19 protein-coding genes and 3 pseudogenes are annotated in these 25,486 nt (G+C 68.8%); 13 read left to right on the top strand and 9 right to left on the bottom strand.

The genetic code is table 11. The features are described 5' to 3' along the window. Positions 1-122: 122 nt before the first annotated feature. Positions 123-515 (top strand): annotated as a pseudogene (locus OG883_RS37990) (hypothetical protein); the annotation flags it as partial. A gap of 551 nt (positions 516-1,066) precedes the next feature. Here the strand turns inward: OG883_RS37990 and OG883_RS37980 are convergent. Next, positions 1,067-1,747: a class F sortase gene (locus tag OG883_RS37980; protein ID WP_266551354.1), complete on the bottom strand. Its 681-nt coding sequence runs from the start codon at positions 1,745-1,747 to the stop codon at positions 1,067-1,069. Positions 1,748-1,896: 149 nt separating this feature from the next. Further along, positions 1,897-2,934, bottom strand: coding sequence for a hypothetical protein (locus OG883_RS37975; protein WP_266551352.1), 1,038 nt, complete (start codon positions 2,932-2,934; stop codon positions 1,897-1,899). 1,237 nt (positions 2,935-4,171) lie between these two features. Between OG883_RS37975 and OG883_RS37970 the strand changes: the two genes are divergently transcribed. From OG883_RS37970 to OG883_RS37960, 3 genes are all read left to right on the top strand, one after another. Next, on the top strand, positions 4,172-5,395 hold the full coding sequence (locus OG883_RS37970; protein WP_266551350.1) for an MAB_1171c family putative transporter: 1,224 nt from the start codon (positions 4,172-4,174) through the stop codon (positions 5,393-5,395). Further along, positions 5,392-6,843: an NAD(P)/FAD-dependent oxidoreductase gene (locus tag OG883_RS37965; RefSeq protein WP_266551348.1), complete on the top strand. Its 1,452-nt coding sequence runs from the start codon at positions 5,392-5,394 to the stop codon at positions 6,841-6,843. The genes OG883_RS37970 and OG883_RS37965 overlap by 4 nt, the downstream gene beginning before the upstream one ends. A gap of 99 nt (positions 6,844-6,942) precedes the next feature. Next, positions 6,943-8,142 carry an MAB_1171c family putative transporter gene (locus OG883_RS37960; protein ID WP_266551347.1) on the top strand — a complete coding sequence of 400 codons (1,200 nt, stop codon included), beginning with the start codon at positions 6,943-6,945 and terminating at the stop codon, positions 8,140-8,142. A 478-nt stretch (positions 8,143-8,620) separates the two neighbouring features. On the opposite strand, the gene OG883_RS37955 is transcribed toward OG883_RS37960, so the two are convergent. After that, a complete protein-coding gene (locus OG883_RS37955; protein ID WP_266551345.1) occupies positions 8,621-9,031 on the bottom strand; it encodes a VOC family protein in 411 nt (136 codons plus the stop codon). Positions 9,032-9,178: 147 nt separating this feature from the next. On the opposite strand from OG883_RS37955, the gene OG883_RS37950 reads away from it, so the two are divergent. Next, entirely contained in the window at positions 9,179-10,138 is a 960-nt protein-coding gene (locus OG883_RS37950) for an alpha/beta fold hydrolase (protein ID WP_266551343.1), read from the top strand. A 17-nt stretch (positions 10,139-10,155) separates the two neighbouring features. Here OG883_RS37950 and OG883_RS37945 read toward each other — a convergent pair. Continuing rightward, positions 10,156-10,654 (bottom strand): annotated as a pseudogene (locus OG883_RS37945) (DinB family protein); the annotation flags it as partial. A gap of 146 nt (positions 10,655-10,800) precedes the next feature. Here OG883_RS37945 and OG883_RS37940 point away from each other — a divergent pair. Further along, the gene (locus OG883_RS37940; protein ID WP_266551341.1) at positions 10,801-11,652 is read left to right on the top strand and encodes a class I SAM-dependent methyltransferase; all 852 of its coding nucleotides are present in this window, start codon (positions 10,801-10,803) and stop codon (positions 11,650-11,652) included. A gap of 97 nt (positions 11,653-11,749) precedes the next feature. Here the strand turns inward: OG883_RS37940 and OG883_RS37935 are convergent, their stop codons facing one another. After that, positions 11,750-12,250: a DUF1453 domain-containing protein gene (locus OG883_RS37935; protein ID WP_266551339.1), complete on the bottom strand. Its 501-nt coding sequence runs from the start codon at positions 12,248-12,250 to the stop codon at positions 11,750-11,752. A gap of 75 nt (positions 12,251-12,325) precedes the next feature. Here OG883_RS37935 and OG883_RS37930 point away from each other — a divergent pair, with 75 nt between their 5' ends. Next, on the top strand, positions 12,326-12,952 hold the full coding sequence (locus tag OG883_RS37930) for a TetR/AcrR family transcriptional regulator (RefSeq protein ID WP_266551337.1): 627 nt from the start codon (positions 12,326-12,328) through the stop codon (positions 12,950-12,952). Positions 12,953-12,981: 29 nt separating this feature from the next. Here the strand turns inward: OG883_RS37930 and OG883_RS37925 are convergent. Both OG883_RS37925 and OG883_RS37920 read right to left on the bottom strand, forming a co-directional pair. Beyond that, positions 12,982-13,880, bottom strand: a pseudogene (locus OG883_RS37925) (DMT family transporter). Positions 13,881-13,898: 18 nt separating this feature from the next. Next, positions 13,899-14,402: a hypothetical protein gene (locus OG883_RS37920; RefSeq protein ID WP_266551335.1), complete on the bottom strand. Its 504-nt coding sequence runs from the start codon at positions 14,400-14,402 to the stop codon at positions 13,899-13,901. 428 nt (positions 14,403-14,830) lie between these two features. Between OG883_RS37920 and OG883_RS37915 the strand changes: the two genes are divergently transcribed. From OG883_RS37915 to OG883_RS37905, 3 genes are all read left to right on the top strand, one after another. After that, positions 14,831-17,143 carry an FUSC family protein gene (locus OG883_RS37915; RefSeq protein ID WP_266551333.1) on the top strand — a complete coding sequence of 771 codons (2,313 nt, stop codon included), beginning with the start codon at positions 14,831-14,833 and terminating at the stop codon, positions 17,141-17,143. A gap of 152 nt (positions 17,144-17,295) precedes the next feature. Next, positions 17,296-18,933, top strand: a complete 1,638-nt coding sequence (locus tag OG883_RS37910) for a serine hydrolase (RefSeq protein WP_266551331.1) — start codon at positions 17,296-17,298, stop codon at positions 18,931-18,933. Positions 18,934-19,160: 227 nt separating this feature from the next. Then, on the top strand, positions 19,161-19,781 hold the full coding sequence (locus OG883_RS37905; RefSeq protein WP_266551330.1) for a GNAT family N-acetyltransferase: 621 nt from the start codon (positions 19,161-19,163) through the stop codon (positions 19,779-19,781). A gap of 126 nt (positions 19,782-19,907) precedes the next feature. On the opposite strand, the gene OG883_RS37900 is transcribed toward OG883_RS37905, so the two are convergent. Further along, positions 19,908-20,378 carry a hypothetical protein gene (locus tag OG883_RS37900; protein WP_266551329.1) on the bottom strand — a complete coding sequence of 157 codons (471 nt, stop codon included), beginning with the start codon at positions 20,376-20,378 and terminating at the stop codon, positions 19,908-19,910. Between the two features lie 628 nt (positions 20,379-21,006). Between OG883_RS37900 and OG883_RS37895 the strand changes: the two genes are divergently transcribed. From OG883_RS37895 to OG883_RS37885, 3 genes are read left to right on the top strand one after another with little or no spacing between them, the layout of a single operon-like run. After that, positions 21,007-21,573, top strand: coding sequence for a 2Fe-2S iron-sulfur cluster-binding protein (locus OG883_RS37895; RefSeq protein ID WP_266551327.1), 567 nt, complete (start codon positions 21,007-21,009; stop codon positions 21,571-21,573). Continuing rightward, positions 21,570-22,577, top strand: a complete 1,008-nt coding sequence (locus tag OG883_RS37890; RefSeq protein ID WP_266551325.1) for a xanthine dehydrogenase family protein subunit M — start codon at positions 21,570-21,572, stop codon at positions 22,575-22,577. The genes OG883_RS37895 and OG883_RS37890 overlap by 4 nt, the downstream gene beginning before the upstream one ends. Then, a complete protein-coding gene (locus OG883_RS37885) occupies positions 22,574-24,700 on the top strand; it encodes a xanthine dehydrogenase family protein molybdopterin-binding subunit (protein ID WP_266551323.1) in 2,127 nt (708 codons plus the stop codon). Before OG883_RS37890 ends, OG883_RS37885 begins: the two co-directional genes overlap by 4 nt. Here the strand turns inward: OG883_RS37885 and OG883_RS37880 are convergent. After that, the gene (locus OG883_RS37880; protein ID WP_266551322.1) at positions 24,681-25,463 is read right to left on the bottom strand and encodes a uracil-DNA glycosylase; all 783 of its coding nucleotides are present in this window, start codon (positions 25,461-25,463) and stop codon (positions 24,681-24,683) included. The two genes, OG883_RS37885 and OG883_RS37880, sit on opposite strands and share 20 nt — an antisense overlap. Positions 25,464-25,486 lie beyond the last annotated feature (23 nt).

The raw sequence follows: 25,486 nt of genomic DNA, 5'->3' as shown, positions 1-25,486 counted from the left end.
AGGCTATCCAAGATTGAACAAATCGCTCTCCCGGGACCCACTTCACTGCACGCGCGCCACATCGATGCAACGATTTGGCGGCCGTAGCCGCCTCGCGACGAAACGGTGCAAGGAGAGCAACCGTGCATGACGAATTCCTGTGTCACGTCACCGCGTACGGAGTGGCTGGAGGGCAGCGTATCGGTGTCCCCCTGGGAACCTATCGTGCGCCCACTCTGCCCCTCGCACTGTGGTGGCTGCGCGACCGCGCAACGTGGATCGCCGAGAGGCTCGACCCCAGACCTGACAGTCCGAACTTCCCGGCCGAGGCACTCTGCCCGATAGGGGCGCACGTCCCCGATGTGCCGGTCCTGCTCCGCAGTTGGCGTGACGACCACGCTTGTCAGAACAGCATTGCCGAACAGCTGGCGGACGGTCGGCTCGTGCGATTCGCGGTCCATGACGAGGTGACCGAGTACGAGCTGCTCGCCGAGTCGGTCGACGCCCTCCGGATGCACCGGGCTGTTCCCCGAGTGACGACCCCTCCCACAGGACGCCGAAGGGCCGACAGCTGCCCGCCCGGAGCCTGCTGCGGATTCCCACGACTCCCGGTCGGCCCTGGCCGGTGCGTACTCGAGTTCGCCATGTTGCTGCCCTCAGGGACTTCGACGACAGGCCGCCAGTCTCCGAAACAGGAGCGGCCGTATATCAGGCCGGGCCCCGGTGAAGCGGCGAAGTACCAGCCCGGCGGACGGCGCGAGGATCATCCCGGCGAGGAAGCCTCAGTACGCTGATACCGGAGGAGAACGACCCCGTTGCCGAAGGTCCGGGTCTCGGTGAGACGAAGTTTGATCTTGATGTCCGACGCCCGGAACAGGGGCTTGCCCCGTCCTGCCGGGGCCGCCGGACCCCGGCCGGTGGTGGCCGAGTGCAGCCGAGCACGCCATGACCCGTCAAGTCACCGACGAAGAGCACGATGAGACCTGTCGGCAATGCAGCCGGGCTTTCGGACGCCGAGGGAGCCGTTCGTACTGGCGGGCCCGGCTCCTCGGCGGTCGAGGTTCCCGCTTTCGTTGCGGGGCAGCGTTCAGGCCCGCTTGACCGCGTCGAGGTGGGCGAACACCACCACGTTGTCTTCGTAGTCCTTGGCCTTCCTGTCGTAGTTGCCTCCGCAGGTGATCAGCCGCAGCTGCGGGGATGGAGTGTCGGCGTAGACCCGGTCATTGGGGAAGTGCGCCTTGCTGAAGGTTTCGACGGAATCGACCTCGAACCTCGCGATAGTGCCGTCCTCGCGGGCGATGTAGACCTTGCTTCCGGGCTTCAGCTCGCTGAGCTGCAGGAACACTGCGGGGCCGGTCTTGGTGTCGACGTGACCCGCCACGATCGAGGTGCCGCGCTCGCCGGGTGTCGCACCACCCCGGAACCAGCCGACCAGATTCTTGTCGTCCGGCGGAGGTGCATTCAGCTCTCCGGAAGCACCGATGGACAACGCGGTGAACGGTGCGTCGACAGCGATATCCGTGATCGCGATCCTCTTCGGCGCCGAACGGGGCAGCACCAGGTCAGGAGCAGGGGTGACAACCCTGGACGGCACCGGAGCGGCAGCTACGGGGCGGGCCTGGGGGATGCCTTCTGCCGGGGCGCCGATGGAGTTGTAGATCAGGATGAAACCCAGCGCCACCGCCACGACGGGCCAGAGCAAGGCGCGGCCGAAGGTACTGGAGGCAGGGGCGGGGGGGGTCGAACCGGGCGGCTGCGGGGCGGCCATGTGAGCGTGCCTTTCGTCGTACGGGGTGTCAGTGGGGCGTGAGCGGGCGGCGGAGGGGACTGCGGCGGCAGAAAACGCAATCGCCGCGGCCACCGCCCCGAGAGGGACGGTGGCCGCGACAGCGAGCGACCTGCTCGTGGTTCCGTCCGTCAGGCGGCCGCAGCACCGGACCCGTTGCGGCGACGAAGCTTGTACGCAGCGGCGCCGAGGCCACCGAGCATCAGCACCGAGCCGGCAGCCAGGCTGCTGCCCGTCAGGGCCATGGCGCCACCACCGGTGTGGACACCACCGTGCGGCTTGTCCTTCTTCCAGGAGTCGTCGTAGCCGCCCTTCTCGGACTTGCCCTTCTCGTAGCCGCCCTCGGACTTGCCCTTCTCGTAGCCACCGGAGCCGCTGTCCTCCCAGCCCTCGGTCGTGTTCAGTGCAAGGGCGCCACCGCCGGTGTGCACGCCACCCTTCGGCTTGTCACCCTTGTCGTAGTCGTCCTTGTCGTAGTCGTCCTTCTTCTCGTCCTTCTTGTCGTAGTCACCCTTGTCGTAGTCGTCCTTCTTCTCGTCCTTCTTGTCGTAGTCGTCCTTCTTCTCGTCCTTCTTCTCGTAGTCGTCCTTCTTCTCGTCCTTCTTCTCGTGGTCGTCCTCGACTACGGCCATGGCCAGAGCGCCACCGCCGGTGTGCACGCCACCCTTCGGCTTGTCACCCTTGTCGTAGTCGTCCTTGTCGTAGTCGTCCTTCTTCTCGTCCTTCTTGTCGTAGTCACCCTTGTCGTAGTCGTCCTTCTTCTCGTCCTTCTTGTCGTAGTCGTCCTTCTTCTCGTCCTTCTTGTCACCCTTGTCGTAGTCGTCCTTCTTCTCGTGGTCGTCCTCGACTACGGCCATGGCCAGAGCGCCACCGCCGGTGTGCACGCCACCCTTCGGCTTGTCACCCTTGTCGTAGTCGTCCTTGTCGTAGTCGTCCTTCTTCTCGTCCTTCTTGTCGTAGTCGTCCTTCTTGTCGCCCTTGTCGTAGTCGTCCTTGTCGTGCTTGTCGCCCTTGTCGTAGTCGCCCTTGTCGGACTTGTCGTGGCTGCTCGAGGACGAGCCGTTGTCCTCCCAGCCCTCGGCAGTGGCCATGGCCATGGCGACAGGTGCGGAGATCGTGAGCGCCGCAGTGATGGCGGCTGAAGCAAGCAGGGTGCGAGCAGTGCGCATGAGAGCGTAATCCTTTCGACGCGCTGCGAAGGCTGACACATCGTCGGCTCATCGGATCGCAGGTGCGACGTGATCCACCGTCAACCGAAATCGGGCTCCGCACCAGCCGAGAAAGCAGTGTTTCTGCCACCGAATGAGCCCTTCGAGTGACATATTGACGATAATCACCCGTTGGAAGGTACGCCGCGCCGACGCCGTGTTTGAGCATCCCGTCTCACCCGTCCGCCGACCTCATTTCACCTTGAGAAAGCCGGAAAACGCTCACTGTCTCAGCGGCGCACTGCTCGATCAGAAAGTCCCGCCTGCGCTCTGTTTCTGCTACGCCCGCGAGAAACATTCGGGCGGCGCGGAAGGGGATGTCGATGTGCTCGCGGCCTTGCCGGACAAGGCGGCCCTCGCCGCTCAGCCAGGCCTTGAGTGCGCGGTCGGTGACGGCTGGTCCGGCCTGGCGGGCAGCCTCGCGAACGTGCGGACTTCGCCCGGAAGTGCAGGCGGGCCATCAGGCGCTCGGCCCTGACGGAGGCAGCGGGACCCTCTCGCCCGCGTCACGGCCGTCACTGTCTCCGACGGCCGCCGGGACGGGCCTGCCCAACTGCAGGAGCCACCGACCGTCCGCGGCCTCCAACAGCGCCGCCGTCGTCAACGACAGGTTTCAACGGCATCAAACGCCACCATCGTCTATTTCATGCGTCAAGAGTCCCAGGAATGCGCAGACTGCATTGAACTCGGCTCTGAGACCTCGGAGCGACCACCCGCGCGAAGGTTCCCCAACGGCCTTCTCCGCCGCGCGGGAATGCCCCGCCCCTGCGAAGCGACCGGGCGCCTACCGGGTCGACTGCCCGGTCGGCCAGGGCATGCGACGCGCAGCACCGCACGCGGCTCGGTCTGCGCGCTTCGTTAGTTGTGTGCGATTTGCACCCCCTCAGGCTCTTACACTCCGCGGCCTGCCGACGCCGTAGATGCCTAGAGTGGGACATCGTGAAATGAGACCATCGGTACCGTCCTGAGGTGGGTCGCTCTTCGGTGCTCCTGCTCAGGCCCACAAGGTCGATGCGGATGCTGTGCCGTGGGGCAGCACCGTCCGGCCCCATGACGGCAGTCCGATGACAGTTGGCAACCCGGGGGGAGCGAAGTGAGCACAGAGGGCGCCATACGTGAGCTCTGTGACGAACTGGCGGGTGCTCTCGAGCCGGCCCAGCGGATCCAAGCCTCACTCGAGTACCCCCAGGGCTGATGCGTGCGCAACTCTGACTATTACCTTCCTGCCATCGCGCTCGGCATCGCCTTTGTTGCCAAACTGCCTGCGCTGTGGCGCGGTTGGCGAAATCCCCTGGTGCGTTCGGTCTGCTTTCTGCTCTTTGCGGCGGCCAACTGCTTCTTCTTCGCGGCCCCGCCCACCATCAGTACCGTCAACGAACTCACAGGCATCGCCAATTTCTCGGGTCCGCTGGTCTACTGCGTCATGTGCGCTTTCAGCTGCGCCTGCCTTGTGCTCATCGTCAACTGGCGCGGCGGTGCACAAGAAACGGTCCGGCGCAGTTCTCGGAAGTGGATCGCCGGCTACGCCGCGGCCATCATCGCCCTGCCCGTCTTCTTCACCCTGGGGGACGCTCCGGTCGAGCGGCTCCGGGATTTGGACACCTACTACGCGACCACGCCGTTCATACGGGAGATGATCGTCACCTACCTCGTCGCGCACATGGTCTCCGCCGTCGTGACAACGACCCTGTGTGTGCGCTGGGCGCGGGCGGTTGGGGACTGGCTTCGCGTGGGTCTGGTCGTCCTCGTGATCGGATTTGTCCTCAACCTGCTTTTCGGCCTCGCCAAGCTGACCGCGGTCATCGCCCGGTGGACCGGCAGAGACTGGGACGCCCTCAGCACCACGCTCGCGCCGCCCATTGTCGCCGTGGGAGGCCTGATCGTGACCGCCGGGTTTCTGCTGCCGTTGCTGGGCCCGCAGATCAGCGATGTCTGGCACGCCTGGATCACGTACCTTCGTCTCGGCCCGCTGTGGCGGCAGCTGCGCTCAAACCCGGGGGGCCAGGGCCCGTTGCCGCAGATCTCCTGGTGGGCTGGTCCCGACATGCGCCTGACCGTGCGGGAGACCGGGATCCACGACGAACTGCTCAAACTCCAGCCGCACCTCGACAATTGCGTACGGCAAAGCGCGTACGACGCGGCGATCGACGACCACGCGTCGACGGACGACGCGGAAGTCGTGGGGGCGGCCGCCATGGTGGTCGCCGCCGTGGAAGCGAGATCCCGGACACCGGAGCCGGGGACAGAGCCGGAGCGGAGGACAGAGGTCGAAGACCGCACCCTCGCCGGAGCAGTCGCGCTGACAGCGGCCCTCGGCCCAGGGCGCGAGCGGCTCGTGCAGCTCTCGCGCGCCCTCCATTCCCCCTTCGTCGTCGCTGCCCGCAAAGAAGCGGCGACCTGTACAGAGAGCGGTTCGCGATGACGCGCCCCACCCAGACTGCCCCCTCCCCCAGGCCTCGCCGTGCCGTGGTCATCGGCGGCGGCATGGCCGGCATGCTCGCGGCGGCGGTCCTGGCCGACTTCGCCGACGAGGTCACGGTCATTGAGCGCGATGCGCTGCCGGAGGGGCCCGAGCCACGAAAGTCGCTTCCCCAAGCACGGCATGTGCATGTGCTGTGGTCCGGCGGCGCCCGCGCATTCGAGCAGCTGCTGCCCGGTATCACGGACCGCTGGCTGGCCGCAGGAGCCCGGCGTATCCCACTGCCGACGGGCCTGGTGTCGATGACGGCACAGGGCTGGCTCCCGCGTTGGCCGGAGATGCAGTACATGATCGCTTGCACCCGCGATCTGCTGGACTGGGTGGTGCGCGAGAACGTCCTCGAACTCCCGGCCGTCTCCCTGCTCCAGGGGCACGAAATCCACGCGTTGGAGGGCGATGACCGCCGGGTGACAGGCGTGCGCGTACGCACTCCCGGCGGAGAGGATCTGACCATTGGCGCAGATCTCGTCATCGACGCCGGCGGTCGCGGGTCCCGAGCGACCGAGTGGCTGCGGGCACTGGGGGTGGGCGGCATCGAGGAGGCGGAAGTCGACTCGGGCCTGGTGTACGCCAGTCGCCTCTACCGAGCGCCGGAAGGCAGCGAGGCCTTCCCCATAGTCAACGTCCAGTCCAACCCGAGCGACCCGGTGCCGGGCCGGACAGCAACGATCGTTCCCGTCGAGGGACGACGCTGGCTGGTGACGCTCTCAGGTACTCGAGGAGGTGAGCCCTCCCGCGATCCAAGCCAGTTCGAGGCCTTCGCCCGCTCGATCCGGCACCCCGTCGTCGGTGAGCTGCTCGCGATGACCACACCCCTCTCGGACGAGGTCACCCTCTCCCGCAGCACGGTCAACCGCCGCCGCTACTTCGAGAAGGCCGAGGCGTGGCCCGAGGGACTCATCGTGGTCGGCGACTCAGTGGCCACGTACAACCCGCTCTACGGCCAGGGGATGACCGTGGCGGCACAGGGACTCGTGGGACTGCGGAACGCCCTTCGCCAGAACCCGCTCGGTACCCGAGGACTCTCACGCCGCGTTCAGCGCGCCATCGCCGGACCGGCCGGTCTCGCCTGGGAACTGGCGACCTCCCAGGACATCCTCTACCCGGGCGCCGTAGGCCGGCAGCCACGGCCGGGCAGCGCGCTCGCGAACGCCTATGTCAACCGGCTCATCCACGCGGCAACCGGCCGCGCCCAGGCCACCCGAGCCTTCCTCGGCGTTGTCACCATGTCCGAGCCCGTCACGTCGTGGCTGCACCCGGACACTGTGGTGGCAGCCATGCGCGGTCCGGGCAGGAAGGCCCCGACCGGACCGCCTCTGACCGAGGAAGAACTGAAGGTGGCTGCCTGCGGAGGCGGGGCCACACAGATCCAGCCGACCTCCGCGCACTGACAGCCCGGCAGGTCACGAGAGCATGTCCATCGAAGCGGCGCGCCATCGCGGCACTCAAGCTCTGTTCCCGTTGTGCCCGCGCGGCCGGAAGCACAGCCGATGAACGACGGTCTCATCCTCTACATCCCCGGCGTCGTGCTGATGGCTGCCTTGGTGATCAAGCTCCCCGAGCTCCGGCGTACCTGGCACGATCCGGTGATGCGGTCCGTGTGTGCCCTGCTTCTCGTGGGGTGCGCCGTACTCTTCCTGGCGGCGCCGCCCACAATCGCCGCCGTCAACGACCTCACGGGGGTCACCAACTTCTCGGCTCCGCTCGTCTATTGCGTCCTGACGGCCTTCAGCGGCTCGTGCATCGCCCTGATCATCAACTGGCGGGGCGGCCCACCTGAGCAGGTCCGGCGCTTGTCTGTCCTGTGCATCGGCGTGTACGCAGGCGTCACCGTTGCCCTCGTGGTGCTCTTCGCCCTGGCCGAGGCTCCGGTGGAGCGGCTCCGTGACCTGGACACCTACTACGCCACCACTCCGTTCATGCGCGAGATGATCACGCTCTACCTGGTCGCGCACACGCTGGGAAGCGTGGTCCTGACGTTTCTGTGCTGGCGATGGCTGCGCCAGGTCGATGGAGCGTTGCGCACCGGACTGGCACTCATCGTCCTGGGCGGCGTGCTTGACATCGGCTATATCGCGGCGAAGTTCGTGGCGGTCTTCGCCCGCTGGGCCGACCGCGACTGGGACTATCTGAGCACCTACATCGCGCCGCCTTTGGCATCTGCTGCCGCGCTCATGGTCGGCGCCGGTTTCATCTTCCCCCTGGTCGGCGAGCGCGCGTCGACGACCTGGCGCGCCTACCTCCAGTTTCGTCGGCTCAAGCCGCTGTGGCTGGAGTTGCGAGGCTCAACGACGTCAGCAGCCGCCACGATGAAGATCGGCTGGTGGGCCTCGGTGGAACTGCGGAAGTGTCACCGGGAGGCCGCCATCCGAGACGGCCTTCTCAACGTGGCCCCCTACCTCAGCGGCAGCGTGAGAGGCGACGCCCTTGCGACGGCGACCGTCCAGGGCGTCCCCCGCGAGGAGGCCGAAATGGTCGCTGAGGCGGCCATGATCGCATCAGCCTGCAGAGCGCAAGCAGCGGCCAGTCTCGCGGCAGCCCCACCGCCCGATCCACCACCGGACGCCCCGCGCCTGGCGTACACCGATGATTCGGACAGGCTGGTATCCCTGTCCCAGACCTTTGGTTCCACGATCGTTGCCACCGCGCGCTGGCGCGCGGCCATGCCAGAAAGTTCCTGCCATGAGTGAACCCGGGAAAGCTTCCCCCGGCGCTTCCCGTGCGATCGTCATGCCCAGGACGTTCTCCATCCCGACGCGAAGGGACAGGCGGTGGGGCGAGTGGACAGACTCCGGCCCCGGTACAGCCGCCGCCTGGCCGGAGCGGCCACGGGATCCCGGCGCGTCACCACCGCGCTCACGGAGGTCATGACCTCCAGTCCGATGTGAGCGTCCTCGCCCACACCCGCATGGTGCTCGCAGCTTTGCGGAAGTGCCGTTCTCTCCGCTCACAGCACCGCCGCTCACGGCCGGCGAGCGCCGTCTCCTGACGCCACCGGAGGAGGCCGAGGGACGGCAGCATGCGACGCCCCCGATTGCCAAGGCGCCCGTCTCAGCGAGTTGTCGCCTTGATGCGCCTGGGCAGTCCGGTTGCCGGCAGCGCACCGAGCGCGGCGGTCCTGTGACCGCACCTGTGTGCTGGTCGTTCCGGCCGGGGTGGGGCGGGGTATCAGCCGACCGGTTGCCCGAGTCCCAGCATGTTCCCTTCGCTGTCACGGAACCAGGCGCCGCGCTCACCCGTCGCGCCCTTGCTCGGATAGTTCCCCTCGACCTCGGCGATCCCGCCCACGGTCGTCAGCCCTGGCAGGTCGACCTCCTCGAACACCACGCCGCGGCGCTTGAGTTCATCCGTGACGGCGCTGATGTCGTCGACCTCCCACGCCATCTGGGTGAACGTACCGGGCGAAGCCCCGGCGGACTGGAACAGGGCGAAATCCGATCCCCCGCAGCGGTACAGCAGCCCACCCGGCCGCTCGTCAATGGGCTCGAGGCCGAGCTTTTCGTTGTAGAAGCGCCGTGCCCGATCCAGGTCCTGGGCGGGGAGCCTGGTGGCCACGCGGGCACTTTCGAGAACGCTCATGTCCGTCTCCGTTCATACGCTCACGGGTACAGGCGGCGCCTCAACAAAGACCCCAGTACGCCAGTGAAGCTCCGTTTCTCATGCTCATTGATCAAGGTTAACGCTAGGATCGACGGCACCCTTGACGCTGGAAAGCGGGAGTGTTTGATGCGTAAGTATCTTCCGGTCTTCGCCATTGCGTCGGCTTCGGCGGCGGCGATCGCATTGCCAGGGTGTGCCGGCCCGCTCGATACCAGCACCGCAGCGGATCGCACCCCTGTGCCGGCGGCCAAGGAGTTCTCCGGTCAGTTCAATGTCGGTGGTGGTCGGAAAATCTATCTTCACTGCAAAGGAAGCGGAAGTCCCACGGTCATTCTGGAATCCGGGATCCATGACTCGTCCGACACCTGGAACGTGACCGATACACAACCGCCCGTACCGAAGTCTCCGGCGGTCTTCCCCGGTGTCGCAACATTCACCCGTGTCTGTGAGTACGACCGGCCCGGAACCATCCGGTATTCACAGCCTCCCGAGCTCACCACCCGCAGCACGCCCGTGACCGGCGCACGCTCCTTGACGGGCATGGTGGGCGATCTCAACACGTTGCTGACATCGGCGAAAGTGCCCGGCCCGTACCTACTTGTCGGCCACTCTTTCGGAGGAATGATCACGCGACTCTACGCCCAGACCCACCCCGGGCAGACAGCCGGACTTGTCTTTGTCGATTCCTTCGGGACGAACATGAAGCCGTTCTTCGGCAAGGGCTGGACTGCATACCTGGAGTTGCTCAACCAGCCCGGTACTGCCCTCGACACGCAACGTGGATTCGAGACCATTGACGTCGACGGCGCAATCGAGGCTATTGCCAGAGCTCGGCCGGTGCCGGAGGTACCCCTCGCCGTTCTCAGCAAGACGAAGCCCTTCGCCCTTCCGCCCGGACTCCCGAAGTCTCTGGTGACAAGCCTTGAGCGGGCCTGGCCGAAAACTCAGCAGGAACTGGTGAATCTGGAGCCGCAGACCCCTCACTTTCTTGCCACGGGGAGCGACCACTACGTGCAGATTCGTGATCCAGACCTGACGATCAGCGCAGTCAGACTTATCGTCGGCCGCGCCAACAACGGGTCGTAGGGATCGGTCAGTAGTAGCCTTTCGCCGTCGACAAGCTCTCGGACGGGATCCATGTGCCAGGCGCGCCTGGCGGTCTCCTCGATCATATGGATCAAGATCCACCGAAGGCTTGCGGCAACAGCACGGAAGTCCGGGTGGCGGCCCACCTCATCCAGCGAATGGGCGGCAATGATCTCGTTCGACACCGCAACTGCCGCTCGTACTCCTCGAGGAGCTGAGCGAGCGGGACGCCTTCGACCATCATGTCGGCATCCTCGGGACCGCCCTCGAATTGAGGCCCCTCGGCCGGTCGTCCCAGAAAGACGACCTCGAACCCGCAGTGCTCGACCCCACGCATGTCGGAGACGACCCCCGCCATCGCCATACAGGACGAGGCCGGAAGGACGGACCGGCGAGAATCCGCCTCCGACAACCTTCACACTTCCAGTGAATGATCGCGTGCTGCATTTCGAGCCACCCGACCAGCTGGGTCCGCTCATCGGCGTCATACGGAGGGCAATTGCGGGGAGGAGTCATGAGCGCCGACGCTGCCCGGCCGGTTTCCCGGCGCACAAGAGTTTCCGCGGGTGAAACCCCGGCCGGCCGGAAGGTCGCGATCCGAAGGAAGCGCCGAGACAGGGAAGTTGACTTGGCTCGCCGGGCAATGACGATTGGATGGCCTCATGACCGAAGCAGCCAAACAGTTCGATACCGCTCTGTGGCAGATGATGCAGGCCAACGAGGCCAACTGGGACGCGCGGACACCCGTCCATCTCGCCAGCCGGTTCTACGGCGTGGGCCAGGCCACGGATCCGTCCCGTTGGTTCGCCGCCTTCGAATGGGAAGACCTCGGCGACCTGACGGGTCTCGATGTTCTCCACCTGCAATGCCATCTGGGCACCGAGACGCTCGCGTTCGCGGAACGCGGGGCACACACGGTGGGACTCGACATCTCGGGGGCGTCGGTGGCCGCGGCCAGAGACCTCGCCGCGAGCGCGGGTCGGGACATCGACTATGTCCAGGCCAACGTCTACGACGCGGCCGCCGCACTGGGCGGGCGCCGGTTCGATGTGGTCTATACGGGCAAGGGCGCCCTGTGTTACCTGCCGGACCTCGCCAACTGGGCCGAAACGATCTCCCGGCTGCTGCGCCCGGGCGGGCGGCTGTACATCGTCGAGTTCCACCCCCTCCTCAACGCCCTCGGCCCCAAGCCCTCCCCCGACGAAGGCCCGGAGCTTGTGCTGCGGCACGACTACCTCGGCGACCGCGGCGCCGTCCGCCGGGACTCGACGTACACCTACACCGACGGCGAGGCCGTCCAGGGCGCAACCGAGAGCTTCGAGTGGATGCACGGCCTGGACCAGGTGGTCAACGCCCTGATCTCAGCCGGCCTCCGCATCGAGAAGCTGCGCGAAAGCAATGAACTCCCATGGCCCCGGTGGCCAGAGATGATCCCCACTCCCAGCGGGTGGTGGCGGCTGCCCGACACCTCCCCGCGGATTCCCCTGCTCTTCGCACTCCTCGCCGGCCGATGAGGCCGTCTCTCGTTCCCGAGCCACACCATCGGTGCCGGAACCCGTTCACGGCAAGCGCCGACGGTCCTGTGATGAAGCGTCGTCGAATGCGCGGCGCTCAGCGCCCTGAAGATCTGTCGAGCAGGCTCGGCTTCTCAGGAGCGAAGGGGACTCCGCTCGCCAGCCCACGCGCGCCGACAACCAGCGCTTCTCCCAGGAAACCGACACCGATGGACAGGTTGATCGGCCGCGCTTCCTCGTGCATGCCCATCCGCACCGCGAGGAAGCCGAAACCTGCCATCACCACCAGGGACCCGACGATGACGAGGAATGTCCTGGCGGTATAGCGCTGAAAGAGAATCCCGTCCTTGGGGTAGACCTGGATGGTTGCTCCGCGCGCCGCGCCGAGCCCCACACCTACTACCGCTCCACCGATCACCCAGCCGAGGTCGGTCCCGGACAGTCCCTCGACTTCAGTGAGTGCCCAGATTCCGAGTCCAGTGAGTACCAGCGGCGGTGCGAACAAGTCGCGAGCGTTGAGTGGCTCGCCCATCAGTCGCTTGACCACCACTGCGACTGCCACCACGGCGATGACCGTGACGAGAAACCAGATATTCACCGCTGCTCCCCCTTTGTTCCAGCGTGTCCGTGTCCAGCGAACCACGTTTTAGCACGCCCGTGCTATAAAGCTACCATGCCAAAAGTTGTCGTAGCCGAAACCCGGCGTCAGGACGTTGCGCAGGCAGTGCTGCGCATCGTGGGCCGGGACGGGCTGGAGAGTGCTTCACTGCGCAACGTCGCCCAGGAGGCGGGGTTGGCCATCGGGTCCGTGCGGCACTACTTCGCCAGCCAGTCCGAGCTGATGATCTTTACGATGGAGGAGTTGCGGCAGCGCATCGACCGCCGCATCCGCCGCCATGCGGAGCAGCTGCTCGGCCCCGACGCGGGCATCGACCGGCGTACCCGCACCGAGGAACTGCTCGCCGAATTCCTCCCCCTCGACGAGACTCGCCGCGAAGAAGCCGTGCTCTGGACGGCGTTCATCACTGCCGCATGCACCCGCCCCGAATTCCGGCCGTGCGCCCGCAGGATGCATGACGAGATGCGCGAGCTGATCGCTCGGGTGCTGTACGAAGCCCAGAAGTCCGGCGGCATTCCCGCCAACCTCGACATCGAGCTGGAGACGCTGCGGCTGGCCGCGCTGCTGGACGGCCTGGCCATGGGGGGAGTGCCGTACCCCGGCGGTGTCGCCCCCGGTGCCGCGCGCGACATCCTCCGTCGGCATCTCCAGTCCCTCACCGTTCCCGCCCAACGCAGTTGAGATTCGTCGGACGAGATCTAGTGCCGTGGCTAGGGCGCGTCCATGCTCTTCCGTGGCTCGTCCGGCGCCACCAGGGACTTCGTGAGCGGGATCCGGGAGAGTGCGACGGCGCCCGTGGCGATCAACGCGACACCGAGCAGCTGCGGCAGCAGCCACCAGCCGGCGCGGACGTGCTCCTCGTAAAGGGTGATGCCCAGGGCCAGGCTCACCAGCGCGTCGCCCAGAGTGAGGCGGGCTGGGAGGCGACCAGCGGGCCCGCCTGCATCGCGTGCTCCAGCAGGAAGAGCGCGCACGCGCCGACCACGGCGAACGCGTATGTCTGCCAGGCGGCGAAGAATGCCGCGAGGCCGCCTTCCTCCAGGATGTGGATCGCCGCCTTCATCAGCGCCGCGGTCAGCGCGTAACAGATGGCGGTGGCCGTGCCCAGACAGGCCGCGCGGGTCCGGCCCTCGGGGCGTCGCAGCGCCGTGACCGTCAGCACGGCGACCGCGCCCACGCAGATGGCGAGGGCAGGGACCCAGCGGTCCAGTGGCACATGCGTGCGGTTGCCCGTCGGTGACGCGGCGGCAAGGGCGACAGCGAGGCCCACCACTACGCAGGTCACCGCCACCCAGCCGACGCGCGGGAGCCGCCGGCGAAGCAGGAGCGAGGCGACGATGAGGGCGAGGGGCAGTTCGAGGACGAAGAGGGGCTGTACGACCGTCAGCGGGCCGGTCGCCAGAGCCAGCGCCTGCCAGACGGCCGCGGCGATGACAGTGAGGATTCCGGCCAGCCAGACGGGGCGCCGCAGCAGATCGAGCATCAGCCCTGCGCGCAGGCCGTCGGAACGTGGCACGCTCAGGGCGGCTTTGCGTTGCAGCACGGTGGCCACGGCGTTGCTCAGCGCCGCACAGAGCGCGAACAGGACCGGCAGCAGCAGGGCATTCACGGAGACGGCCTCCGGCGGTCAGCGGTCGTCCAGGTTCAGGCCGTTCGTGGGCCGGGAGAACAGCCGTCGCGCGTTGTCGTCGAGGGAGGCGAAACCCTCGACCAGTTGGGCAGCCACCCGCCAGTCCATGTCCGTCCCGTCACCTGACCGTCCGGCGCCCGGCGCGAACTCCCAGAGATGAAACGCCTTGCCGGTGAACGTGTCACTCACCGGCGATCCGTCGAGGCGGTGCCGCAGAAAGAACTCCAGCCGGGTGTGGGCGCGCCAGCGGCCGTCGGGCAGCCGCTCCGGCGTGGACATCTGCTCCACGGTGTGGGATTCATCGAAGAACTCGGCGCGGGCGCCGAGGAAGTTCCGCAGTCCCTGCTCGCCCTGCCAGATCAGACCGTCGACGAAACCCGTGCGGAAGTCGTCGGTGAGGATTTCGTCCCGCATCCGCTCCGCGGGCGCATGGGCCTGCAGCAGGTCGAAGTACCGCTCGATCGTGTCCCAGATCAGCGGTGCAGCGCGCTCGGAAGACATGCGACCTCCCACTTCCGCACGGGTCGGGGGCGCTGTGCCACCGCGGGGTCCCGGCCCGTGCACTCCCTGCCATGGTGGCCCCGGCCGGCCGTCGCCCGCGATCCGGACGGGGTGGGGCGAGGTGGGGTGAGGGTGGAGGAGCGAACCGAGTTGCGGACCCGACCGGAGCTGCGGGTCGTCTGCCGCGAGTCGACAATGGACGAGGACGTATGTCCGAAGGCCCCGCGACAGCGGGCATCGACTGGGAGGGAATGTGCTCATGCGCACAGAGTGGTCCTCGGTCGCGCAGACGGGAGCCTTCGCCCTGGAACGGGGCATGAATCGCGAAGATGCCGGGCCACCCGGCCGCCGCACGCAACAGTCACCGGCTCGCACCGGGCGCACCCCGTCCCGGGGCAGGCACCCGGCAGCAGCCGTCAGGCGCGACGGTGACCGGCGCGCGCACCGCTGAACCGCCCCGGCGGCACCACCCCGCTTCGCGCAAGCCGGAGCGTACGGCGATCGTGCACCGGGCGATCCGGGTGACCGTCGCCGCATGCGCCGGGTTCTATCCGTTCGTGTACGGCGTGGATCGCCCGGCGACGGCGCTGTACGCCCTGTTCGGCCCGGTGGCGCTCGGGATCCTGTCGCCGATCCCCGGCTCCGGGCGGCAGCGGGCCGCCGTGATGCTCCGTGCGCTGCCGGTCGGCCTGGTGCTCGTCGCCCTGGGGACGACGCTGGCCGTACGGACCTGGGCGGCGGTTCTCGGGATGCTGGTCGTCGGATTCGTGCTCGCCTTCGCCGCGGTCGCGGGCCCCCGCCCGGCCGGGGCGGCGCCGGGCCTGCAACTCTTCTACATCCTGGCCTGTTTCCCGCCCTACGCCCCGGACAGTCTGGGCGCGCGGCTGGCCGGCCTCACCCTGGGCGTACTGCTGCTCGCGGCCTGCGAACGATTCCTGCTGCCCGCCCCGCCAACCGCCTCGTACAGGGAGAGGCTGGCGGAGGCCGTCTCCCTCGCGGGCCGGGCTGCTGCCGAGGCCGCGGCGCCATCGGAGCCACCGGCGCCACCGGCGCCGTCAGCGCCGTCAGCGCCGTCAGCGCCGTCAGCGCCGTCAGCGCCGTCAGCGCCGTCAGCGCCGTCAGCGCCGTCAGCGGCCAAGGCAACGAGCGTCGGCCCGGGCGGCAGTTCGCCCGAGTTGCTCCGCGCGACCGGTCGGGTGATGCGCTTCTCCCAGCTTCCGCCCGCCGAGCGGCCCGCCGGGGCCGGGCGCACGGACCGTGCCCTGGCACAGGCCGGCGCGGCGGCCCGAAGACTGCTGGACCAACTGGCGCAACTCGGCAACACCCCGCCCTCCACCGCCACCGGCCGGGGCTCCGACGGGGACGCGGCTGCGGCCGGCCTCCTCGGCTGTGTCGCGGCGGTCTGCGCCGCTACCGCCGAAGCTCTGCGCACGGGACGGGCCCGCCCGCGATCCGGCAGCCTGGAGCAGGCAATGCGGGACTTCCAGGCACTGCGCATCCGGCAGGCGACCGGCCCGCCGGATGGCGTGCCGCGGGTCACGGTGCTGCGCCGCCAGGCGGCGGTCCTGACCATGGCCGAGTCGGCCAGGATGCTGGAGACCTCCGTACGCGTCGGCCTCGACGGACGGCGCACCCTGCCCATACCCCCTCAGGAACTCTTCTGGTACGCCGACACGGCCACCGCCCGCCTGTGGTGGCGACGCCTCGTCGGCAACATGACGCTTCGGTCGGTCCAGCTCCAGAACGCCACCCGGACGGCGCTGGGCCTGGGCGCCGCCCGGCTGGTGGCCGGTTCCCTGGATCTGTCCCATGGCTTCTGGGTCCTCCTCGCCGTACTGACCCTGGGACGCACCACCGCGGCGGAGACCTGGACGGCGGTACGTTCGGCGCTGTTCGGCACGCTCGCGGGCGCGGTGGCGGCGGGCACACTGCTGCTCGTGCTGGGCCGGCACACCGAGGCCTATGCGGCCGTGCTCGCCCCCGGCACGCTGGCCGCGTTCGCGCTCGGGCCACTGCTCGGAATCGCCTGGGCGCAAGCGCTGTTCACCCTGGTGGTGTCCGCCGCGTTCGCCCAACTCAGCCCTGCCTCCTGGCAGCTCGCCGAAGCCCGGATCGTGGATGTCGTCACGGGCAGCGCGATCGGTCTGCTGTGCGGGCTGATCGCCTGGCCGGCCGGCGCCCGGCGGGAAGTACGAAGAACCATGTCCGCCCTGATGGACTCCTCCGTGCCCCTGATCACCGGGACCGTCGGGGCACTCCTCGCCACGCCGCCCGGTGCCGCGCCCCCGCCGTCCACGCTACCGACCCTGCACAGACTGCGCCTTGCCGAAGCCGCGTACGCCCAGTACCAGAGCGAAGCGGGCAGTCCTTCGGCCCCGCATCCCGACTGGCATGCCGTGCTCATCACGGCGAACCACATCCTGGTCGGCTCCCACTGGCTCCCCCGCTTCGATCTGCCCCCGGTCGCCGTAGCCCCCGACGCCGCTGCCTGGGCCCGTACGACAGCGGACCGGCTCACTCGGACCATCACCCGGGTCGCCGTCCTCTGCGCCGAGGACGCCGAGGACAGAGCACCACCGCAACCGCCTCCCCGGCCGGAGCCCCGTGCGCCCGTCACGGCAGGGCGCCCGCCGCTGCCCATGCTGATCGACCTCGAGCACTGGCTGAGCAGCCTCACCGCGGAACTCGGCCATATCGAGACCTCGGTGACGCTCCGAGGTGGCACATCGGAAACGCTCTAGATGCCGGCTGTGGCCTCTCCGCACTCCGCGGAACATCGTGCCGGCACCCCGGCCGTGGCCCGGCCGTGGCCCGTCGGCGGCCTGGTGCCCTGCTGGGCAGCGACGCTGTACTGCGGGCGACAATGTTCCCCTCGGGGCGTTGAATGGAAGGTATGCGAGCCGCGAAGGGCGTACGACTCCGCAAGAGCCGTACGCTCGCCGTATCAGGCCTGGCTGCGCTGCTGACCGGGGCAATGGCGCTGACATCGGCTGCCGCCGAGCCGAGCCCGTCACCCGCGCCGTCGCCGTCTCCGCAGGCGCCTCCGCCCCAGCCTCCTCCACAGCTCACCGAGGCCGACGTGGACGCCGCCCTGGGCAAGCTCGACAGTGTCGTCGAGAAGGCGATGAAACGCACTGGCGTACCCGGGGCGGCCGTGGGCGTCGTGTACGAGGACCGGCTGGTCTACCTCAAGGGCTTCGGGGAGCGGAGGGTCGGGCAGTCCGGGAAGGTCGGGCCCGACACCGTGTTCCAGCTGGCTTCGCTGTCCAAACCGCTCTCCTCCACCGTCGTCGCCGGGGCCGTCGGCGACAAGGTCGTCGGCTGGGACGAGCCCGTGGCCGGACACCTCCGCGGCTTCGCCCTCAAAGACCCCTGGGTGACCAGCCATGTCACCCTCGCGGATCTGTTCTCGCACCGCAGCGGCCTGCCCGACCACGCCGGGGATCTGCTGGAGGACCTCGGATACGGCCGCGGGTACATCCTGAGCCATCTGAAGTACGAGCCGCTCACCCCCTTCCGCGCGAGTTACGCGTACACCAACTTCGGCGTCACCGCGGCCGCGGAGGCCGTCGCCCGCGTCAAGGGCGTCAGTTGGGAACGACTGAGCGAGGACATCCTGTTCAAGCCGGCCGGAATGAACTCCACCAGTTCCCGCTTCGCCGACTATGCAAAGGCGTCGGACAAGGCCGTCACCCATGTGAAGGCCGATGACGGCAGCTGGCAGGCGAAGTTCGTACGGGATGCGGACGCGCAGTCACCGGCCGGCGGCGTGAGTTCCACCGCGCGCGACATGACCCGGTGGCTGCGGCTCCAGCTGGCGAACGGGAAGATCGACAACCGGCAGGTGATCGACGCCGAGAGCCTGGAGCGCACCCACCTGCCTGAGACGGTCTCCCAGCCGCCGACGGCCCCCGCCGGTCGCACCGGCTTCTACGGCCTGGGCTGGAACGTGAGTTACGACGACCAGGGCAGGCTCCGCCTCAGCCACTCCGGTGCCTTCGCGCTCGGCGCCAACACCAACGTGACGATGCTGCCCGGCGAGGAGCTCGGCATCATCGTCCTCACCAACGGCGAACCGGTCGGCCTGGCCGACGCCGTCGCCCTCGACTTCTTCGACACCGCCCAGAACGGAAAACCCACTGCCGACTGGCTGGCACTGGTCGCCGCCGTCTACGAGCAGGAGGAGCGGGCCTCCAAGTCCGCTACGGACTACGGCGACCCGCCCGCGAACGCCGAGCCCGCCCGCGCCGACAGCGCGTACACCGGGTCGTACGACAACGCCTACTACGGCAAGCTCGTGGTCACGGCAGGCCAGGACGGGCTCACCCTCCGACTCGGTCCGAAACCGATGCACTTCCGCCTGACCCACTACGACGGCGACACCTTCAGCTTTGCGACCAGGGGCGAGAACGCGGTCGGCCTCACCGGTGTCACCTTCACCGTCGGAGACCGGGACACGGCCGAGAAGGTCCGCGTCGAGTACCTCGATGCGAACGGCCTGGGCACCTTCACCCGCGCCCCGGCTGATTAAGGATCAGGCAGCAGGCCGGAACTGTGCCGCACAGCGGTCGCATTGAGGCGCAATCGTGTACGGCGCGTGTGCGGGAGGGCCTGACGCCGGGCCTCCTTGAGCGAGCCGTGGCGGCTCCTCACGTGGCGGAGGCGATCACTGCGCGGGGGCAGTAGGGCGTTTTGTCTGCCGGCCCGGGGATCGTTTCTTCCTTGCGAGACCGAGGGGATCCCGGAGAGACTCGGGCCGTGCGTGATCGAGTTGAGGTCTCTTCGGGACTGCTGCTGCGCCCCTGGTGTGCGCGTGATGTGGACGCTGTGGTGGACGCGTTTGCCGAACCTGCCATGCAGTGGCAGTCCGGCGAACCGATCGGCTCGATGGCCGCGGCATCGCGTTGGCTGACGGAGCGAGAAGAGCGGTGGGCGGCCGGCTCGGCGTTCGCGTTCGCCGTGGCCGGTGCCGGCGGCACCGTGCTGGGCAATGTCGAGGTGGGCTCGATCAGCCGTCGCCATGACACCGGCTGGGTGTCGTACTGGACGACGGCTGCGGTCCGGGGCCGTGGCGTGGCGACGCACGGATGCCGCGCGCTGGCCCGCTGGGCCTTCCAGGACCTCGGTCTGTTCCGGCTGGAGCTGGGGCACCGCGTGAACAATCCGGCGTCCTGCCGAGTTGCCCGTGCGGCCGGTTTCGCGGTGGAAGGACTCCAGCGGCAGAAGCTTGTGTACGACGACGTGCGCTACGACGTCGAGCTCCACGCTCGGTTGTCCTGCGACCCGGAGCCTCCGAACGAGGACGAGCCACCGGTGTGCGTCGAGCAGGTCGCGCCGCGCCGACAGGCTCCCCGTGTCCGCCGGTGCGACGCGACGTGATGGATCACAGGCCCTGATCAAGAGGAGGCCGAGGCGCAGCCCACGAAGAAGGCCAGTCGGGGGCGGTGGAATCCACAGCGGCGGCAGGGAGTGCTCGGCTCCGCGCGCGGTGGTCGCGGGTGGCGGCTACCTCTTGCAGACCAGGTGGCCCTTCACCCACTTCTTGTCGTAGTGGCCCTTCACCCAGTCCTTCTCCCAGTGGCCCTTCACCCACTCCTTCTCCCAGTGGCCCTTCACCCACTTCTTCTCATAGCGGCCGTCGTCCCACTTCTTCTCCCAGTGGCCCTTCACCCACTTCTTCTCATAGCGGCCGTCGTCCCACTTCTTCTCCCAGTGGCCGCTGACCCACTGCTTGTCCCAGTAGCCCCTCACCCACTCCTTCTCCCAGTGGCCCTTCACCCACTTCTTCTCCCAATGCCCACTGACCCACCTGCACTTGTCGGGGTCACCCTTGTCCACCGAGGAGACTGCGGCGACGGTCTGAGGAGCGGGAGCGGCTGCGGCCGCGCCCGAGGCCCCGACAGCAACTCCGCCTGCCAGTAGGGTGCTCGCGGCACCCACGGCGACTGCACGGCGTACGCGGTACATCTGCAGCATGATCAGCCTCCTTGCTTCTGCTCCGGACGTCCGGCGAAGGCGGCCCGGGCACGGGGAGCAACATCGAACCACATTCGTACCAATTGCCATTATTCGGTGCATACCGGCAAATTGGCACATCACGGGTCGCAACTGTCGACATTTGATGTGTTCTGTCACCCGGACACCCCCTTGCCCCACAAGGAAGCCAGGGCGCTTCCCGCTGCCCACAGAGCTAGTGGTCACTCTCCATGCATCGACCATCACCAAACGTGTCCGGGCGATGCCGCGGCGCCCGGCGACGGCAGCGACCCCACGTTCACGGTGAGTTCACATCAGCGCATGTGAAGGCTCGTTCAGGGCACAGCGTTTGGTGCCGCCCTCGTCGCCGGGCGACAGGGCAGCCACCGACGCGCACCGGCCGTGGTCGTCGAGAATGCCGGCCGCAGTACGTCGTCGTGGGCACCGGCCGCTCCCCCTGGGCATGACCGGCGCACCGACGGCTCCAGGCGATGAGGTTCCGGTGGGCGCGCCGCTCGCCCCGCGCCCCGGGCCACGCCCCCCACCCACCCATCGAACCGCGCAATCCACCACAGGCTGGTAAGAAAGGGATGACTCCACACAGTCGCTACCGGAGAGGTACCAGGGCGTGGAACCGACCAGCCGACCGAAGGATGTGACCGCACCCGGCTCCGTGGGTGCCCACCGCTCCGTCCTCACCCTGCACATCAACGGGACCGCACACACCCTTACGCTCGACCACCGCACCACTGTCCTGGACGCGCTGCGCGAGCACTTGGACCTGACCGGGGCGAAGAAGGGCTGCGACCACGGCCAGTGCGGCGCCTGCACCGTGATCGTCGACGGACGGCGCGCCAACAGCTGCCTGCTGCTCGCCGCCGCCCACGACGGTGCACAGATCAGCACCGTCGAGGGTCTCGCCGACGGCGAGCGGCTTCACCCGGTCCAGGAGGCGTTCATCGCGCGGGACGCCCTCCAGTGCGGCTACTGCACGCCCGGCCAGATCTGCTCGGCCATCGGCATGCTGGCCGAGGCGGCGGACGGGCACCCCTCCCGTGTGACGGCGCACCAGGACACACCGAACGGACCGGCCGTCCTCACACCGGACGAGATCCGGGAGCGCATGAGCGGCAATCTGTGCCGCTGCGGGGCCTACCCGAACATCGTGGCGGCGATCGAGGACGTGGTGTCGTGAAGCCATTCGCCTATCTCCGCGCGGCAGACGCCGTGGAGGCCGTCGAGGCCTTCGCCCGGCATCCCGGTGCCCACTACCTGGCCGGCGGCACCAACCTCGTCGACCTGATGAAACTCGGCGTCACCAGTCCCGACCTGCTCATCGACATCAGCCGGCTGCCGCTGGACGCCATTGACGACACCCCCGCAGGCGGGCTCCGTATCGGAGCGGCCGTACGCAACAGTGACCTGGCCGCGCACCCCACTGTCCGTACGCGCTACCCCGCCCTGTCACAGGCCCTGCTCGCCGGTGCCTCGGGCCAGCTGCGCAACACCGCTTCGACCGGAGGAAACCTGCTGCAGCGCACCCGCTGCACGTACTTCCAGGACATCTCGAAGGCCTGCAACAAACGATCGCCGGGGAGCGGCTGCCCTGCCCGGGAGGGGGTCCACCGCGATCTCGCCGTGCTCGGCCACTCCGAACAGTGCGTCGCCACGCATCCGTCGGACATGGCCGTCGCGCTGGCTGCCCTCGATGCGACGGTCCATCTGTTCGGCCAGGACGGCGCCCGCGCCCTCGCGGTCACCGAGTTCCACCGGCTGCCCGGTGACCACCCCGACCGGGACACCGTGATCCGTCCCGGCGAACTGATCACCGGTGTGGAACTGCCACCGGGCCCCGCGGGCGCCCGCTCGGCATACCGCAAGGCCCGTGACCGCACCTCGTACGCCTTTGCCCTCGTCTCCGTGGCCGCCGTCCTCGATGTCGCCGACGGGCACGTGCGGCATGCCACGCTGGCCTTCGGCGGGCTCGCCCACCGGCCCTGGCGCGCCCGTGCGGCCGAACAGGTGCTGCGGGGAGCGCCCGCAACCCGGGCCGCGTTCGCCCGGGCTGCCGACGCCGAGCTCGACGCGGCGATGCCCCTGCGCGACAACGCCTTCAAGGTGCCGCTCGCCCGCAACCTGGCCGTCAGCGTGCTGAGCGGGCTCGCATCCCTCTCCGGTACATCCGAGGTCCCGTCATGACGCCCGCACACTCCCCCCTGGGGACCGCCGCAGTCCGGCGCGAGGCCCGCGACAAGGTCACCGGCGCGGCACGTTACGCGGCCGAACACACTCCGCCGGGCTGTGCTTACGCCTGGCCCGTGCCGGCGACCGTCGCCCGCGGCCTGGTGACGGCCATCCACACCGAACGGGCCTTGGCGCTGCCGGGCGTTGAGGCAGTCCTCACGCACGACAATGCCCCCCGTCTCGAAAAGCCGGACGACGCGACGCTCTGCCTCCTCCAGGACGCGCGCGTCCCGCACCGGGGCTGGTACGTCGCCCTGGTGGTGGCGGACAGCCTCGAGAACGCTCGCGCCGCCGCTGCGGCGGTGCGGATCGAGTACGACAGCGACGAGCACGACGTGCGGCTCACCGCCGGACATCCGGGCCTCTACACGCCGCAGAAGGCCAACGGCGGATTCCCGTCCGTCCGGGAGCGTGGCGACTTCGACGGGGCCTTCGCCGCGGCGTCCGTCCGGGTCGACTCGACCTACACGATGACCGCGCTCCACAACCATCCGATGGAACCGCATGCCTCCACCGCCCAGTGGCACGACGGCCACCTGACCGTGCACGACTCCAGTCAGGGCTCCGGAATGGTGCGCGACGTACTCGCGCAGATGTTCCGGCTCGACACGCGGCAGGTCACCGTTGTCTCCGAACATGTCGGCGGCGGCTTCGGCTGCAAGGGAACGCCCCGGCCCCAGGCGGTGCTCGCCGCCATGGCCGCCCGCCACACGGGACACCCCGTGAAGCTCGCGCTCCCCCGCCGTCAGCTTGCCGCGGTCGTCGGCCACCGCGCTCCGACCCTGCAGCGCGTCCGGCTCGGCGCCGGTGCCGACGGGGTGATCACGGCACTGGCCCACGAGGTCATCACCCATACGTCCCGGGTCAAGGAGTTCGTGGAGCAGGCCGCCGTGGCGTCCCGCGTCATGTACACCTCCCCCAACAGCCGTACCTCCCATCGGCTGACGGCGCTGGACGTGCCGACTCCCTCATGGATGCGCGCTCCCGGGGAGGCACCCGGGATGTACGCCCTGGAGTCGGCGATGGACGAACTCGCCGTCGCCGCCGGGGTGGATCCGGTGGAGCTGCGGCTGCGCAACGAACCGGACACCGAGCCCGACAGCGGCCTTCCCTTCAGCAGCCGCCATCTCGCCGACTGTCTCCGGCAGGGAGCCCGCCGCTTCGACTGGCAGCGGCGCGACCCGCGTCCGGGCGTCCGCCGTGAAGGGGATCTGCTCCTGGGCACGGGCGTCGCCTCGGCCACCTATCCCGCACTCGTCGACCCGTCCGGCGCCGACGCGCACGCGAGCCCCGACGGCTCGTACCGCATCCGGGTCAATGCCACCGACATCGGCACCGGAGCGCGCACCGTTCTCGCCCAGATCGCCGCCGATGTGCTGAGCGCGCCGCTGGAGTCGGTGCACATCGACATCGGCAGCAGCGACCTTCCGAAGGCTCCGCTCGCCGGCGGTTCAGCGGGGACCGCCTCATGGGGGTGGTCCGTGCACAAGGCCTGCTCGCTCCTCGTCGAGCGTCTGGGAGACCGTCCTGGCGGTCTGCCGGCCGACGGCGTCACCGTCACGGCCGACACCGAGAGGGAGGCGGGAGAGGAACCTCCCTTCGCGCGGCACGCCTTCGGCGCCCACTTCGCCGAGGTGCAGGTCGACACCGTCACGGGGGAGGTCCGGGTGCGCCGCCTCCTCGGCGTGTATGCGGCCGGACGCATCCTCAACCGCCGTACGGCGCGCTCCCAGTTCATCGGCGGCATGACGATGGGCCTGGGCATGGCGCTGATGGAGGGGAGCACGCTCGATCCCGGCTTCGGGGACTTCGCGGAGAGCGACCTGGCGTCGTACCACGTGCCGGCCTGTGCCGATGTCCGGGCCGTCGAGGCGTACTGGATCGACGAGGACGACAAGCACCTCAACCCGATGGGCAGCAAGGGCATCGGCGAGATCGGCATCGTCGGGACGGCCGCGGCCATCGCCAATGCCGTGTACCACGCCGCGGGCGTACGGATCCGGGACCTGCCCCTGACTCCGGACAAGGTGCTTGCCCGTCTGGCCGGGACGCACTCACTCATCGATCCAGGCCGGTGATCTCGGCGGCGTGCCGGAACACGTCGACGAGCATGGGGAATGTCAGCCGTCCGGTGAACGTATTGCGCCGGCTGGGGTGATAGCAGCCCAGAAGGTACAGGTCCGGTCTCGATCCGTCCGCGGCCGGCAGCGTCACCCGGGCGCCGTGCCCGAATACGGGACGGGGCCGGGGCAAGCGCCATCCCGCATCGTCGAGGACGGGCAGCAGCGCCTGCCAGCCGAAAGCGCCGAGGACGACCACGGCGCGCAGGGCGGGGAGCAGTGCCAGCTCGGCCGCCAGCCACGGCCGGCAGGTGTCCCGCTCGGCCGGGGTGGGCTTGTTCTGCGGAGGGGCGCAGTGAACGGGCGCTGTGACGCGCACCCCGCGCAGCTCGAGCCCGTCACCGCGGTGCGTGGACGTCGCCCGGGAAGCCAGGCCGACGGCGTGCAGCGCGGCGAACAGCACGTCGCCCGAGGCGTCCCCGGTGAACATCCGCCCGGTGCGGTTGCCCCCGTGGGCGGCGGGCGCCAACCCGACGACGGCAAGTGCCGCGTCGCGCGGACCGAACCCCGGGACCGGCCTCCCCCAGTACTGCCAGTCCTGGAATGCGGCGCGCTTCGTGGCGGCGACGTCCTCCCGCCAGGCGACCAGTCTCGGGCACGCACGGCACTGGGGCACCAGGGCATCCAGCTCGCCGAGTCCCGTGGAGAGCGGAGCGCTGCGCGCGGGAAAGTCACCGTCACCAGGACGCGGCGGACCGGCTGCCGTACCACCCGTATCCATGTGTCCACGCTAGTGCGGGGGTG

Source organism: Streptomyces sp. NBC_01142, assembly GCF_026341125.1.
Classification (GTDB): Bacteria; Actinomycetota; Actinomycetes; order Streptomycetales; family Streptomycetaceae; genus Streptomyces.
This window is presented reverse-complemented; position numbering and strand designations above follow the sequence as displayed.